The organism is Agromyces larvae, assembly GCF_022811705.1.
Classification (GTDB): Bacteria; Actinomycetota; Actinomycetes; order Actinomycetales; family Microbacteriaceae; genus Agromyces; species Agromyces larvae.
This window is the reverse complement of sequence record NZ_CP094528.1, coordinates 764226-779427: the sequence shown is the minus strand read 5'-3', so window position 1 is coordinate 779427 and position 15202 is coordinate 764226. Positions and strand designations below refer to the sequence as shown.

The following is a 15202-nucleotide window of genomic DNA, read 5'->3' as shown; positions in this document are numbered from 1 at the left end:
CGTGCGAACTCTCAACCTTCAACCTCTAGTGCAAAGTTAAAGTTTTGCCGAGTATGCAATTCCTGAGTCGAAGGTAGGTCGCCGACCCCGAACCCGTCGCAAGGCGCGCCCGCGTGTCGCGAACGCGTCATCCGACAACCGGGTTCATCGGCGCCGACACGTCGTATCGGCTCGCGTCGGGCGACGACACCATGAGCGCCGCGAGCACATCGGCCTTGGTCGTCGACTGCTCGGCACTGCCCCACACCACACTCACACCGCTCGCGAGCTCCAGCCTCACGTCGTCGACGGTCTCGGCCGTCGCGCGCACGACCTGCGGCCGCACCTGCGGCGGCAGGCTGCGGATCACCGCCGCGGCCGCACGGAACCCCTCGGAGGTCACCGCCCCGGCCTCGATGAGCGGCTGCCCCTCGGGCCGCTCGGCGAGATGGTCGATCACGACGCCGGCGCCGTCCACGAGCGCCAGGTCGTTCGAGGTCTGCACCACGCCCACGGGCGTGCGCTCGACGACGCGCAGCACGAGCGTGCCCGGCGGCACCGTCTCGGCCGCATACGTCTCGATGAGCGGGAACCCGCGCAGCGCCGCCTGCACGTCGTCCGAGCCGATGAGCGCGAGCGGCGTGCCGATCTGATCGTCGAACGCGGCGACGACGTCGGCCTCCGAGGTGCGCACGAGCCCCTCGACGCGGACCTCCCGCAGCGCCATGATCGGCGAGTACGCGGCCGCCACCGCTCCCCCGACCACGAGCAGCACCGACCCGACGGCGACCAGCCAGGCGATGCGCCGCCGTCGTGTCCGCTGGGTGAATCGGCGGATCTCCTGCTTCTCGTAGCGGCGACGCTCGCGCGCGGCCTTCGCCACCGCCCTCCGCGCGGCGCGCCCGTCGGCGGGAAGGTCGGGTGCCGCCTCGGCGTCGGCCGGGCCGCGCTCGGGCGGGACGGGCAGCACGATCGGCTCGGTCGTCACGCGATCGCGGTCGGTGCCCGGTCGTGCCCGGTCGGATGCCCCGTCCGCCGCCGCACGGGCCGCGGGCTCGCCGCGCCGCGCCGGAGCATCCGACGTCGACGGCGCGCGACGCACCGGAGGGCGATCGAATCCCTGCGGCCGCTTCACCGGCGCCGGTCCCTCACCCGCGCTCCCGCTCGAGCGCCTCGAGCAGCTGCGGCACGATGCGGTAGACATCACCGCAGCCGAGCGTGATCACGAAGTCGCCCTCGCGCGCGATGCGCGCCGTGTGGTCGGCCGCCGCCTGCCAGTCCGCGATGAACGCGACCCGCTCGGGGTGCTCGAAACGCTCGCTGACCAGTTCGCCGGTGACGCCGGGCACCGGATCCTCCCTGGCCCCGTAGACGTCCAGCACCACGGTCTCGTCGGCGTACCGCTCGAGCACCTCGGCGAACTCCTTCGCGAACGCCTGCGTGCGGCTGTACGTGTGCGGCTGGTGCACGGCGATGATCCGGCCGTCGCCGACGACGGTCCGTGCGGCCGCGAGCGCCGCCGCGACCTCGGTCGGGTGGTGCGCGTAGTCGTCGTAGACGGCGACGCCCCCCACCGACCCGTGCAGTTCGAACCGGCGGCCGGTGCCGCCGAACCGCTCGATGCCGGCGAGCGATGCGGCCGGGTCGCACCCCAGGCCCACGAGCACCGCGAACGCGCCCGCCGCGTTGATCGCGTTGTGGCGGCCGGGAACACGCAGGCGCGCCGAGTAGGTGGCGCCCTCGTACTCGATCGAGAACGCGACCGGGCCGGACGTCTCGATCGAGTGCACCCGGATCGTCGCGTCATCCGCCTCGCCGAAGGTGACCACCCGAGGGTGCGCCAGCCGCTGCGAGACGCGCACCGCGCCCGCATCGTCGGAGGAGATCACGACCAGCTCGCGCGCCCGGTCGGCGAAATCGACGAACGCCTGCTCGAACGCCTCGCGCGAGCCGTAGTGGTCGAGATGATCGGGGTCGACGTTCGTGATGAGCGCCACCGACGTGTCGTACAGCAGGAACGAGCCGTCGGATTCGTCGGCCTCGACGACGAACAGCTCGCCGTCGCCCGCCCCGCTCGACACGCCGAGGTCGGCGATGACCCCGCCGTTCACGAAGCTCGGTTCGGCGCCCTGGGCCAGCAGGGACGTCACGATCATGCCCGTCGAGGTCGTCTTGCCGTGCGCGCCGGCCACCGACACCAGCCGTCGGCCGGCGATCAGCGCCGCGAGCGCCTGGGAGCGGTGCAGCACCGGCAGCCCGCGCCGCAGCGCCGCCTGGTACTCGGGATTGTCCTGCCAGAGCGCGCCCGTGACCACGACCGTGTCGACGTCGTCGCCGAGGTGCTCCGCGGCATGCCCGATCGCGATCTCGGCGCCGAGCTCGCGCAGCGCCGCGATGTTCGCCGAGTCGCGCACGTCGGAGCCCGTCACCCGGTGACCGTCGCCGAGCACCAGCCGGGCGATGCCGCTCATGCCCGAGCCGCCGATGCCGACGAAGTGCACGGTGCCGAGCTCGGCGGGGATCACGGTGTTCGGGTCGGGCTTGATGGTCACGGGGCGGGGTCCTCCTGGGCGGGTGGCGATCGGATGCCCGGGGCATCCGCTGATCCAACGTTACGCGTGTTCGGCGGGGCCGTCGGCTGCCCCGCCGCGCCCGGGCCGGGCCGTGCGGCCGGCCCCGAGCGCCTCGTCGACGAGCGCGACGAATCGGTCGGTGCCGTCGCGGAAGCCGGCGGACACGGCGGCGGCCGCCATCGCTCGCACCCGATCTCGATCGGCCAGGAGCGGCACCAGTTCGGCGGTCACCTGCTCGGGCGTGAAGGCCGCATCGTCGACGAGGATGCCTCCGCCTGCGGCGACCACGCCGGCCGCGTTGAAGCGCTGCTCGCCGTTGCCGACGGGGTACGGCACGTAGACCGCGGGGATGCCGAGCGCGGCGAGCTCCGAGACGGTGGCCGCGCCGGCGCGCGACACCGCGACGTCGGCGACCGCCAGGGCGAGGTCCATGCGGTCGGCGTACTCGAACATGCGATAGCCGTCGAGCTGCGGATCGGCGACCTCGCTGTTCGCCCCCGTCAGATGCAGCACCTGCCAGCCGGCCGCGAGCACCGCCCCGGCCGCCTCGACCATCGTGCGGTTGATCCGGCGCGCGCCGAGCGAACCGCCCGTCGCGAGCAGCACGGGCCGATCGGCATCGAGCCCGAACGCGGCCAGCGCCTCGGCGCGCACCGCCGCCCGGTCGAGGGTCTCGATCTCACGGCGCAGCGGCATGCCGACCACCCGCGACCGCGGCAGCGGCGTGCCCTCGAATGCGACGCCGGTCGCCGCGGCGAACCGGGCGCCCAGGCGATTGGCGAGCCCGGGTCGGGCGTTCGCCTCGTGGATGGCGACCGGCACCCCGGCACGGCGTGCCGCGAGGTACGCGGGCGTCGACACGTAGCCGCCGAAACCGACGACCGCGTCGACGTGCTCGCGGGCGATGATCTCGGCGACCTCGCCGATCGACCGCCGGAACCGCGCAGGGAATCGCGCGGCGGCCGCGTTCGGCCGGCGCGGGAACGGCACCTTGTCGATCGTCAGCAGGTCGTAGCCGCGCGCCGGAACGAGACGCGCCTCGAGCCCCTCGCGCGTGCCGAGCACGAGCACCCGGGTCGACGGGTCGCGTTCGCGGAGTCGGTCGGCGACGGCCAGCAGCGGGTTGACATGGCCGGCGGTGCCTCCGCCGGCGAGCAGCAGCGTGGTCATCTCACGCCCGCCCGCCGTGCGACCGACAGCACGATGCCGATCGCGAACAGGGTGGTGAGCAGTGCCGTGCCGCCGGCCGACACGAGCGGGAGCGGCACACCGAGCACGGGGAAGACCTTCAGCACGACACCGATGTTGACACACGCCTGGCCGATGACCCACACGAGCACCGCCGCCGTGGCCGCCCGACCGAACGGGGTGGCCGCGCGCCGCAGCACCCGGGCGAACGCGATCGCGAGCAGCACGAACATGCCGATCACGACGATCGCGCCGATCAGGCCGAGCTCCTCCCCCACGATCGCGAAGATGAAGTCGTTGTCGGCCGCGGGCAGCCACGACCACTTCGCGGCCGAGTTGCCGAGCCCGACGCCGAAGATGCCGCCGTTCGCGAGCGCGAACATGCCGTGCTGCACCTGCCAGCAGTCCTCGGTGTTGATCGATGTGCACTGCTCTTCGACGAACGACATGATGCGGCGCATCCGGCTCTCGCTCGAAACGGCCACGAGGCCGAACACGACGCCGCCGAGCACGACCGGCAGCAGCAGCAACCGGAGCTTCACCCCGATGAGGAACAGCGCGCCGAGCAGCATGGCGCCCATGATCATGACCGTGCCGAGGTCGCCGCCGAGCAGCACGAGCGCGATCGCGCCGCCGCCGACGATGAGGATCGGCAGGATGCCGTGGGTGAAGTCGCCGAGCTGCTGCTGCTTCTTCGTCACGATCATGCCGAGCCACATCACCAGCGACACCTTGATCGCCTCCGACGGCTGGAACTGCACCGACCCGATCGCCAGCCAGTTCGTGTTGCCGCCGTCTTCGACGCCCAGGTCGGTCGCGACCACCAGCAGCTGCAGCGCGCACGAGACCGCGAGCGCCGGCCACGCGAGCCGCATCCACCAGCGCTCGGGAACCCGGCTCGCCAGCAGCATCAGCGGCACGCCGATGAGCGCGAACATGCCCTGCCGGCTCGCCTGCACGAGGAACCCGCCGTCTTCGAGCTGCGACTCGACGAGCGAACTCGAGACGACCATCACGAACCCGAAGACGGTCAGGAAGATCGTCGTGCCGAGCAGCAGGAAGTAGTCGGCCGACTCGACCGGGAACAGGCGGGCGATGCGGATGCGCGCGGCCGAGCCGCCGCGGTCAGGCTGGGTCGCCCGGCGCTCCGTCTTCGGCTGCCCGGTCTTCGGGCGCGCCGTTCTGGGCGGTGTCGCCATCCGCCTCACCTCCCAGCATCGCTCTGACCGCCGTGTGGAACCGTCGGCCGCGGTCGGCGTAGTCGGCGAACTGGTCCATGGATGCCGCGGCCGGAGCGAGGAGCACGGTGTCGCCCTCCTCGGCGACCGCCGCCGCCAGTGCCACCGCATCCGGCATCACGGATTCAGTGTCGGTCGCCGTCACCTCGAACACGGGGAGCTCGGGCGCGTGTCGGGCGAACGCCGCGACGAGCGCGCTGCGGTCGCGGCCGATCACGATCGCCGCGCGCAGTCGTTCGACGTGGGCGGCGACGAGCGCGTCGGCGTCGACCCCCTTCAGCAGCCCGCCGACGATCCACACGACCTGCCCGAACGCTCGCAGCGACGCCTCGGCGGCATGCGGGTTCGTCGCCTTCGAGTCGTCGATCCAGCGGATGCCGCCGGCCGTTGCGACCGTCTCGATGCGGTGCGCGTCGAGACGGAATTCGAGCAGCGCGTCGTGGATGACGCCGACGGGAACGCCCGCGGCACGTGCCAGCGCCGCCGCCGCGAGGATGTTCTGCACCACGTGCGGCGCGTGCAGCCCGTGCGGGGCGAGTTCGTCGAGCGTGGCGATCTCGAGCGCCGCGGTGGCGCGCTCGTCGAGGAACGCCCGATCGCAGAGGATCCCCTCGACGACCCCGAAGTCGCTCGGGCCGGGGGTGTCGAGCCCGAACCCGATCGCGCGGGCCCCCTCCTCGACCTCGGCCTCCTCGACCATCCGACGGGTGGCCTCGTCGGCGCGGTTGTACACGCACGCCGCCTTCGTGTTCTCGTAGACCTTCGCCTTCGCCGCCGCATACGCGGCGAACGAGCCGTGCCAGTCGAGGTGGTCGTCGGCGAGATTCAGGCACACGCTCGCGAGCGCATGGATCGCCCCGGGGCCCGTCGTCGGCAGATGGTGGAGCTGGTAGCTCGAGAGCTCGACCACGAACACGTCGAATCCGCTCGGATCCCGCACCGCATCGAGCACGGGCACGCCGATGTTGCCGCACGGCGCGGCGCGCAGGCCGTTCGCCGCGAGGAACGTCGCGGCCAGCTGCACGGTCGTCGTCTTGCCGTTGGTGCCGGTGACGAGGATCCACTCGGCTGCACCCGACACCTTGTCGCGCACCCGCCAGGCCAGCTCGATGTCGCCCCACACGGCGACGCCCTCGACCGCCGCCCACTCGAGCACGGGGTGGTCGGGGTGGAACCCCGGCGAGACGACGAGCAGGTCGGGGGTGAACGCGGGGAGGTCGCCGGGCACCGCGACGAGCGGGTCGACCACGAGTCGCGCGCCGATCACGTCGAGGATGCGCGCCCGATCGTCGTCCGCGGCGGGTGCGAGCACGAGCACCTCGGCGCCGAGCTCGGTGAGCGTGTCGGCCACCGCGAACCCGGTCACTCCCAGGCCGAGCACCGCGACCTTGAGGCCCCGCCAATCGGCGTGCCAGCTGGTCAGCGCGTCGAGCCGCGACGGCGCAGCATCCGATGCCGTCATCGCTGGAGCCATTCGAAGTAGAACGCGCCGACGCCCGCGGCGGCGAGCAGGCCCGCGATGATCCAGAACCGCACCACGATGGTGACCTCGGCCCAGCCCTTCAGTTCGAAGTGGTGGTGGATCGGACTCATCAGGAAGATCCGTTTGCCGCGGGTGAGCTTGAAGTACGCGCGCTGCACGATCACCGACCCGGTCTCGATCACGAACAGACCGCCGATCAGGATGAGCAGGAGCTCGGTGCGGGTGAAGATCGCGAGCGCGACCAGCGCGCCGCCGAGCGCAAGGGAGCCGGTGTCGCCCATGTAGATGTGCGCCGGGTTCGTGTTCCACCAGAGGAACCCGACCAGCCCGCCGATGATCGCGGTCGCGATGATCGCGAGGTCGAGCGGGTCGCGCACGTCGTAGCAGCGGTATCGGTCGGACGGGTTCAGGTTCTCGCCGAAGCACGACTGGTTGAACTGCCAGAACCCGATGATCACGAACGAGCCGATCGCGAGGATCGACGCCCCCGACGCGAGCCCGTCGAGGCCGTCGGTGACGTTGACGCCGTTCGAGCCGGCGGCGGCGAGCAGGCAGATCCACACCACGTAGAGGATGATGCCGACGATCGAGCCGAACACCATGAAGTCGAGCGGCAGATCGCGGATGAACGAGATCTTGGTCGTCGCCGGCGTCGCGCCGCCCTCGTTCGGGAACTGCAGCGCGAGCAGCGCGAAGACCCCCGCGACGAGCACCTGGCCCGCGACCTTCGCCCAACCGCCCAGGCCGAGGCTCTGCTTCTTGCGGGTCTTCAGGAAGTCGTCGACGAAGCCCACGATGCCGAGGCCGACCATCATGAACAGCACCAGCAGGCCCGACACGGTCGGCGGTTCGTTCGAGATCAGCAGGGTCGCCGTGAAGTACCCGAACAGGGTGCCCAGGATGAAGATGATGCCGCCCATCGTGGGCGTGCCGCGCTTCACGTGGTGGCTCTGCGGGCCGTCGTCGCGGATGAACTGACCCCAGCCGAGCTTGGTGAAGAGCCGGATGAACAGCGGGGTCAGAAACAAGGTGAAGGCGAGCGACAAGGCTCCGGCGCTCAACAATGCCCTCATGCGAACCATTCTCCCAATCGGTCGCCGAGGAAGCGCAGACCCGCCGCGTTCGACGATTTCACCAGCACGGTGTCGCCGGGGCGCACCTTGGACACGACGAGGTCGAACGCCTCGTCGGCGGATTCGACGTGGGCGGACTCGCCGTCCCACGATCCTTCGTTGATCGCCGAGATGTGCAGGCGCCGCGCGCCCGCCCCGACGACGATGAGCTGCGAGATGCCGAGTCGCACCGCGAGCAGGCCGATGCGGTCGTGCTCCTCGCCGGAGAACTCGCCGAGCTCGCTCATCTCGCCGAGCACCGCGAAGGTGCGCGCGTCGGGCCGGCGCACCTGCGCCAGCGTCTTCAGCGCGGCCGCCATCGAATCGGGGCTCGCGTTGTAGGCGTCGTTGATGATCGTGATGTCGTCGCGCCCGCCCAGCACCTCCATGCGGCCGTGCTCGGCGAGCGTGACCGTCTCGAGGGCTGCGGAGATGCGGTCGAGGCGCACGCCGAGTTGCAGAGCGGCGGCGGTCGCGGCCAGCGCGTTCGCGACATGGTGCTCGCCCAGCACCCCGAAGCGCACCCGAGCGGATGCCTCGCCCGCCGCGATGGTGAACTCGGTGCCGCGCGCGTGCACGACCAGGTCGGTCGCTCGCACGTCGGCGTCGTCGCCGAGGCCGAAGCGGACGACGCGCGCGGCCGTGAGCGCTGCCATGGGCGCGACCCGCGGGTCGTCGGCGTTCAGCACCGCCACGTCGGTGGGCAGCAGGTCGGTGACCATCTCGCTCTTGGCACGGACGGTCTGCTCGATGCCGCCGAACTCGCCGGCGTGCGCGAGGCCGACCTTCAGCACGATGCCGACGTCGGGCCGGGCCATCCGCACCAGGCGGGCGATCTCGCCGACACCCGAGGCGCCCATCTCGGCGACCAGGAACTCGGTCTCCTCGGTCGCCTCGAGCATGGTGATGGGCCCGCCGACCTCGTTGTTGAAGCTCTTGCGCGACGCGACGGTCGGGCCCTCGGCCTCGAGGATGGTGCGCAGCAGGTTCTTCGTGGTGGTCTTGCCGTTCGACCCGGTGACGCCCACGACCCGCATCCGCCCCAGCACGCGCACCCGGCGGACCACCTCGGTCGCGAGCGCCCCGAGCGCGTCGACGGTGTCGGCGACCACGACCTGCGCGACCGGCAGGTCGAGTGCGTGCTCGACCACGAGCAGCGCCGCACCGCGCTCGACCGCGGCCGGCGCGAACCGGTGGCCGTCGTCGAACTCGCCGCGCTTGGCGAAGAAGACGCCGCCGGGCTCGATCTCGCGCGAGTCGGTCGTGACCGGCCCGTCGACGACGGTCGCCGGCGTGGCATCCGTGCCGTCGAGGTGCAGCGAGCCGTCGACCGCGTCGGCGATCTCGGCGAGGGTGAGCGCGATCATGCGGGCCACCCCGCGTCTCGCAGCGCCTGCCGGGCGTCGTCGCGTGCCGAATACGGGAGCTTCACGCCGTTCACCTCGTGGTAGTCCTCGTGGCCGGGGCCCGCGTACAGGATCGCGTCGCCCTGACCGGAAAGCGAGATCGCGCGTCGCAGCGCCTCGCGCGGGTCGGCGATCTCGTGCAGCTCGCGGTCGGGCACCGCGGCCCGAGCGCCGGCGATGAGCTGCGCGCGGATCGCCGCGGGGTCTTCGGTGCGCGGGTGGAAGTCGGTCACGACCACGATGTCCGCGCCGCGCGCGGCGATCGCGCCCATCTCGGCGCGCTTCGTGGTGTCGCGGTCGCCGTCGGCGCCGAACAGCATGATCACCCGCCCGGGCACGAGCGGGCGCAGCGCCCGCAGCGTCTGCAGGAACGCGTCGGGCGTGTGCCCGTAGTCGATGAAGACGAGCGGGCCGCGGTCGCCCGACACCCGCTCGACGCGGCCCGGGATGTACGCGCGGATGCCGCCGTCGCGCTCGACCGCCTGCGCGATGCGATCGAGGTCGATGCCGCCCTCGACGAGCATCGCGATCGCGAGCGCCGCGTTCGCGGCCATGTACCCGCCGATGAGCGGCACGCTCGTGGTGAGCTCCCGCCCGTCGGGTGCGACGAGGCGGAACGCCGTGGCCTCGGCCGTCTCGTCGAGCACAGCGACCCGCCAGTCGGCCTCGATGCCGGGCAGCGTGGTCAGCGTGGTCACGGGGATCCGCGATTCGGCGACGAGCCGCCGCCCCCACTCGGAATCGATCGTCACCACACCGCGGCGGGCGCGCTCGGGCGTGAACAGCTCGCGCTTGGCCTCGTAGTAGTCGTCCATCGACGCGTAGTCGTCGAGGTGGTCGTGGGTGAGGTTCGTGAACCCGGCGACGTCGAACACCAGCCCGTCGACGCGGTGCCGGCTGAGCGCCTGCGCCGACACCTCCACGCCGAAGCCGCGCACATCGAGCTCGGCGGCGCGCGCGAGCAGGGCGTGCAGCTCGCTCGCCTCGGGGGTGGTGAGGCCGCTCGTGACCGCCTCGTCGCCGATGCGGCGCTCGGCCGTCGAGGTGAGCCCCGCACCGAGCCCGAGCTGGCGCAGCAGGCCGTAGATCAGGTAGACGACGCTCGTCTTGCCGTTCGTGCCGGTCACCGCGTACAGCGTCGCCGAGTGCTCGTCGGTGCGGTGGATCCACGCGGCGACCGCGCCGAGAGCGGCCCGCGCATCGGGCGTGACGAGCACCGGCAGCTCGGGCGCTGCGGCCGCGGCTCGTGCGGCGCCGTCGGGGTCGGTGAGGATCGCGACCGCACCGTTCTCAGCTGCGGCCGCGGCGAAGTCGGCACCGTGCGCGTGCCGGCCCGGCACGCCGACGTAGAGGTCGCCGCCCTGCACCTGCCCCGACGCCAGTGCGGCGCCGGTCACCTCGAGGTCGGCGATCTCGCCGCGCACCTCGAGACCGAACGCCTCCGCGAGACCGCGGAGCGAACGTGGGCTCGGGTGCTGCGGCCGGAGTGCCGACGGTGGCGATCCGGTCACGAACCCAACTTTCTCACCAGGTGGCTGGCAGCTCGGGCGCCGGGGCGCCGGATGGAAGCGTCCGATACTTCTTCAGCACCTGGCTCATCACGTCTCGGAAGACGGGGGCGGATGCGGCGGACGAGTTCATCTTAACGGGAGAGGCGAGACTCACCGAAACCACGAACTGCGGGTCGTCTGCGGGGGCGAAACCCGATACCGAGACGAGGTAGTCGCCCGAGTACCCCCCTGCGCCGTCGGACACCTGAGCGGTACCCGTCTTCGCCGCGACGCGGTACCCGGGGATGTTCCACTCGTCGGCGAGCCAGCCGTGCAGGTACACCTGCTCGAGCATCTCGGAGGTCTGCTTCGCCGCCTGCTCGGAGATCACGCGTCGGCCGGTGCCGTCGGGGGCTCCGGTCACCTCGCCGTCGGGCTGGGTGCACCCCTCGACGAGGGTGACCGGCATCCGCACACCGCCGTTCGCGATGGTTTGGTAGAGGCTCGCGATCTGCACGGCGGTCGTGGTGAGTCCCTGACCGAACATCGTCGCGTACTTGGTCTGGTTGTCCCACTCATCGGGGTCGCCGTGCAGGTCGCCGGTCTCCTCACCCGGGAACCCCACCTCGGTCTCCTCGCCGAGGCCGAACCCCCGCATGTAGTCGTAGCGCACCCGGTCGCTCAACCGCTCGCCGAACAGCGACATGCCCGTGTTCGACGAGTCGATGAGCACGCCGGTCAGGGTGTAGTTCGTCGCTTCGTGGTAGAAGCTGTCGTTGACATCCGCCCCGTTCGCGGCTCGGTAGCGATAGTCGGCGGTGACGCCCGGCTCGCCCTGGCCGGCGTCCAGCACCGAGGCCGCGGTCAGCGCCTTGAACGTCGAACCCGGCTCAAACGGCGCGGTGAACGCGCGCGAGCCCCGATCCTCCGAGTCCACGCCGGTCGGATCGTTCGGGTCGACGGTCGGCACGTCCGCGACGGCGAGCAGTCGCCCGGTCTTGGCCTCCATCACCGTCACCGTCGCCCACGCGGCACCGGTGGCCTGCACCTGCGCCTCGGCGATGCGCTGCACCGCGTACTGCAGGTCGGCGTCGATGGTGAGCTGCAGCGTGCCGCCGTCGCGTGCCTGCTTCACCACCTGCTCGCTGCCCGGGATCGTCACCCAGTCCTTGAGGCTGCGCAGCGACCGGATCTTTCCGTCCTCGCTGGCCAGGCACTCGTCGGCCGCCTCTTCGAGCCCCGCGACCGGCTCGCCGTCGAGGTTGGTGAAGCCGATGAGGTTGCCCGCCACCGCGCCGTTCGGGTAACGCCGCGCCGGGTGCTCGTGCGGCACCAGCCAGGGGATGCCGAGCGCCCGCACCTGCTCGAACGTCGCCGTGTCGACGAGCCGGGCGACGTACTCGAAGTCGGAGTCCGGATTCTCGGCCAGCGCGTCGTCGATGAGCTTCAGCACGTCGTCCGGCGTGCGGCCGAACACCGCCGCGATCTCGGCGGCCGACTCCTCGATCGGCACCTTCACGATCATGGTCTCGCCCGGGTGGTCGGGGTCGTCCACCTCTCGGGTGAACGGCCCCGACCTCGCCTGTTTCGGCGACAGGGCGATGTCGTACCGCATGACGCTGTCGGCGAGCACGACGCCGTTCGCGTCGACGATCTCGCCTCTGGCGCCGAAGATCTGCTCGGTGCGCGACCGGATGTCGAGCGCGTCCTCGTTGAGCTCGGCCGCCCGCACCACCTGGATGTCCACGAGCCGCACGACGAACACCGCCACCATGGCGACGAGCACCACGCCGGTGACGATGATGCGTCGCAGCGGGTGCTTGGCGGTGCGGTTCATCCGGTGCGGTCCTCCAGCGATGGGTGCGGTGCGGTGGTGCGGGTCGGGTGCGGTCAGTGGGTGGCCGGTGTCGGCAGTGCGTCGGCCACGGGCGGCGCCGGGTCGGCGGCGGCTCCCCCGCCGGTCGCTTCCGCACCGCCGGCCCCGGTGCCGGGCTTCTGCGCAGGAGTCTCCTGCTGCGGCAGTTCGTTCACGGGCGGCACGCCGTCGATGAGCGAATTCGGGACGAGCGGCCCCGACGCCTGCGCACCGCCCTCGGCCACGCTCGGCTGGCCGAGGACGGCCCCGTTGCTGAGCTGCAGGTACACCGGGTTCGTGCCGGGCACCATGCCGATCGATTCCGCGTTCTGGGCGATGTTCTGCGGCGACTCGAGCCGGTCGAGGTCTTCGCGCAGCTTCTGCTCTTCGCGTTCGAGCTTGATCTGCTGCATCTGGTAGCCGTCGATCTCGTACGCGCCCTCGGTGAGCGCCAGCGACAGCAGCAGCTGCGCGACGACGATCGACGCGAGTGCGCCGATCGCGATGATCGCGTAGACGAGCCGCGGGGCCTTCCGACGCTCCGCCTGCGGCACGGGCCGGAGGCGGGGCGCCGCCGGCGCTTCGCCGGCCCGTCGCCCCGGGCGGCGGGTCGCCGGCCGCGTCGATGCGGGTACCGCGCTCATGACGGCCTCCTCACGCGCTCGGCCGCTCGCAGCCGGACGGGCTTGGCTCGCGGGTTCTCGGCCTGCTCGGCTTCGCTCGCGAGTTCGGCGCCCCGGACGAGCAGCTTGAACTGCGGCTTGTGCTCGGGCAGTTCCATCGGCAGGCCGGCGGGAGCCGACGACGTCGACGCCGCCTGGAACGCACGCTTGACGATGCGGTCCTCGAGCGACTGGTAGGCGAGCACGACGATGCGCCCGCCGACCTGGAGCGCGTCGAGCGCCGCCGGAACGGCGCGCTCGAGCACCGAGAGCTCTTCGTTCACCTCGATGCGCAGCGCCTGGAACACCCGTTTGGCGGGGTGCCCCTGCCGCTGCACGGCCACCGGCGTGGCATCCGTGATGATCGCGACCAGCTGGGCCGAGCGGGTGATCGGATGCTCCGCCCGAGCCCGCACGATCGCCCGCGCGTAGCGCGCGGCGAGCTTCTCCTCGCCGTAGTCGAGGAAGATCCGGCGCAGGTCGTCTTCGGATGCCTCGGCGATCACGTCGGCCGCGGTGCGCCCGCGGGAGGAATCCATCCGCATGTCGAGCGGGGCGTCCTTGGCGTACGCGAAGCCGCGTTCGGCGCGATCGAGCTGCAGCGAGGAGACGCCGAGGTCCATGAGCACGCCGTCGACCTCGTCGAAGCCCTCGCGTCGGATCGCGCGGCCGATGCCGTCGTAGACCGTGTGCACGAATCGCGCGCGGTCGCCGAACGGCGCGAGCCGTTCGCGGGCGATCGCGAGCGCGTCGAGATCGCGGTCCAGGCCGATGACGGTGAGCCCGGTGAACCGCTCGAGCAGCGCGCGGGCGTGACCGCCCATGCCGAGGGTCGCGTCGACGAGCACGGCGCCGTCGTGGTCGATCGCGGGCGTCAGCAGCTCGACGGTGCGCTCGAGCATGACGGGGGTGTGGATGCGTTCGATGTCCATGATCCGTTCCGGTTCGCTGGGGCCCCGGGGCCCGATCCCCATCCGTTCGTCCTGAAGCGGGGAAGTGCCTCAGGTCGACGGCTGGGAGTCGGGCCCAGGGGACTCAGAAGAGCCCCGGAATCACCTCCTCCGCCGTCTCCGCGAAGGCCGCCTCCTGCTCGGCGAGGTATGTCTGCCACGCCTGCGCATTCCAGATCTCCACCCGGCTGCCCGCGCCGATCACGGCGAGGTCGCGCTCGAGGCCCGCGTACGCGCGGAGCGTCGCGGGGATGATGACCCGGTTCTGCTTGTCGGGGGTCTCCGCGGATGCCCCCGACAGGAAGACGCGCATGTAGTCGCGCGCCTGCTTGCTCGTCACTGGGGCTTGGCGGATCTTGTCGCTCATGCTCTCGAACTCCCTCGCGCTGAACACGTAGACGCAGCGTTCCTGTCCGCGTGTGAGCACGAGACCGTTCGAGAGCTCCTCCCGGAACTTCGCCGGAAGAATGACGCGGCCCTTCTCATCGAGCTTCGGCTCGTACGTCCCGAGGAACACCGCATCACCCCCTTTCCTCCGGCCAGGGATCCAGGTAGCGCCACTTTACTCCACTCTCCTCCACCAGGCAATGACGCGGAGGGTGTCACGCCACTTCCGCGGTCGCCGCATCGGCGGAATCACGCGGTTGTTCGCGAGTGGATGGAAGTGGAGGGATTTCGCTCGTCCGGGCGCGTCATCGCCCCGTCGAGCGGACACCTCGCGCAGCGGACCGGCACCGGATGGCATGTGCTCGCGCCCGGAACGCCGAAAACGGGCCGATCATCCGATCGACCCGTTCAGGTGGTGGGAAGTGGAGGGGTTACCGATCGCCGTCCTGGCGGCGGTCCCAGCGGTCGTTCAAGCGATCCATGAAGCCGCGCTGCGCACGCGGGCGAGACGACGACTCGGTCGCGCCGGCCGGCGCCTGACGCGCGGCGCGCTTGCCGGGGGTGATGGCGATGAGGACACCGGCGAACATCAGCGCGAACCCGACGACCCCGACGATCAGCAGCTGCAGCGCGACGCCGGCGATGAGCCCGCCCACGCCGACGAGGGCGAGCAGGATCCCGAGCACGATCGACCGGTAGTTGGGGCGCCCCCGCCCGCTGACGGCGGCGACGAAATCGGCGTCGTTGCGATAGAGGTTGCGCTCCATCTCCTCGAGAAGACGTTGCTCCTGCTCTGAAAGCGGCATCTCATTCCCCTCAGGTTCGGGATCGACGCATCCTCCCCGCATTCTAGCGCCGAGGGCCGTCGCTAGGCTAGGC

At 71.5% G+C, this 15202-nt stretch carries 13 protein-coding genes; all 13 read right to left on the bottom strand.

Features of this window, described 5'->3' with window-relative positions; all coding sequences use genetic code 11:
* Window positions 1–127 precede the first annotated feature (127 nt).
* On the bottom strand, window positions 128–1114 hold the full coding sequence (locus MTO99_RS03570; protein WP_243557016.1) for a cell division protein FtsQ/DivIB: 987 nt from the start codon (window positions 1112–1114) through the stop codon (window positions 128–130).
* A gap of 13 nt (window positions 1115–1127) precedes the next feature.
* Window positions 1128–2531: a UDP-N-acetylmuramate--L-alanine ligase gene (gene murC / locus MTO99_RS03565; RefSeq protein ID WP_243557014.1), complete on the bottom strand. Its 1404-nt coding sequence runs from the start codon at window positions 2529–2531 to the stop codon at window positions 1128–1130.
* Between the two features lie 60 nt (window positions 2532–2591).
* Complete coding sequence (gene murG, locus MTO99_RS03560) at window positions 2592–3722, bottom strand: undecaprenyldiphospho-muramoylpentapeptide beta-N-acetylglucosaminyltransferase (RefSeq protein ID WP_243557012.1); 1131 nt, start codon at window positions 3720–3722, stop codon at window positions 2592–2594.
* Window positions 3719–4939: a putative lipid II flippase FtsW gene (gene ftsW / locus MTO99_RS03555; protein WP_243557010.1), complete on the bottom strand. Its 1221-nt coding sequence runs from the start codon at window positions 4937–4939 to the stop codon at window positions 3719–3721. Before ftsW ends, murG begins: the two co-directional genes overlap by 4 nt.
* Window positions 4866–6440 (bottom strand): UDP-N-acetylmuramoyl-L-alanine--D-glutamate ligase, encoded by a 1575-nt coding sequence (gene murD / locus MTO99_RS03550; protein ID WP_243557008.1) that lies wholly within the window; start codon window positions 6438–6440, stop codon window positions 4866–4868. The genes ftsW and murD overlap by 74 nt, the downstream gene beginning before the upstream one ends.
* Window positions 6437–7534, bottom strand: coding sequence for a phospho-N-acetylmuramoyl-pentapeptide-transferase (gene mraY, locus MTO99_RS03545; RefSeq protein WP_243557007.1), 1098 nt, complete (start codon window positions 7532–7534; stop codon window positions 6437–6439). Before mraY ends, murD begins: the two co-directional genes overlap by 4 nt.
* Window positions 7531–8940 (bottom strand): UDP-N-acetylmuramoyl-tripeptide--D-alanyl-D-alanine ligase, encoded by a 1410-nt coding sequence (locus MTO99_RS03540; RefSeq protein ID WP_243557006.1) that lies wholly within the window; start codon window positions 8938–8940, stop codon window positions 7531–7533. Before MTO99_RS03540 ends, mraY begins: the two co-directional genes overlap by 4 nt.
* Complete coding sequence (locus tag MTO99_RS03535) at window positions 8937–10490, bottom strand: Mur ligase family protein (RefSeq protein WP_243557005.1); 1554 nt, start codon at window positions 10488–10490, stop codon at window positions 8937–8939. The genes MTO99_RS03540 and MTO99_RS03535 overlap by 4 nt, the downstream gene beginning before the upstream one ends.
* A gap of 13 nt (window positions 10491–10503) precedes the next feature.
* Window positions 10504–12306 carry a peptidoglycan D,D-transpeptidase FtsI family protein gene (locus MTO99_RS03530; protein WP_243557004.1) on the bottom strand — a complete coding sequence of 601 codons (1803 nt, stop codon included), beginning with the start codon at window positions 12304–12306 and terminating at the stop codon, window positions 10504–10506.
* 53 nt (window positions 12307–12359) lie between these two features.
* Window positions 12360–12968, bottom strand: a complete 609-nt coding sequence (gene ftsL / locus MTO99_RS03525) for a cell division protein FtsL (RefSeq protein WP_243557003.1) — start codon at window positions 12966–12968, stop codon at window positions 12360–12362.
* Window positions 12965–13918: a 16S rRNA (cytosine(1402)-N(4))-methyltransferase RsmH gene (rsmH, locus tag MTO99_RS03520; protein ID WP_243557002.1), complete on the bottom strand. Its 954-nt coding sequence runs from the start codon at window positions 13916–13918 to the stop codon at window positions 12965–12967. The genes ftsL and rsmH overlap by 4 nt, the downstream gene beginning before the upstream one ends.
* A gap of 103 nt (window positions 13919–14021) precedes the next feature.
* Window positions 14022–14453 carry a division/cell wall cluster transcriptional repressor MraZ gene (mraZ, locus tag MTO99_RS03515; protein ID WP_243557001.1) on the bottom strand — a complete coding sequence of 144 codons (432 nt, stop codon included), beginning with the start codon at window positions 14451–14453 and terminating at the stop codon, window positions 14022–14024.
* Window positions 14454–14754: 301 nt separating this feature from the next.
* Window positions 14755–15129, bottom strand: coding sequence for an SCO2097 family morphological protein (locus MTO99_RS03510; RefSeq protein ID WP_243556999.1), 375 nt, complete (start codon window positions 15127–15129; stop codon window positions 14755–14757).
* Window positions 15130–15202: the final 73 nt, after the last annotated feature.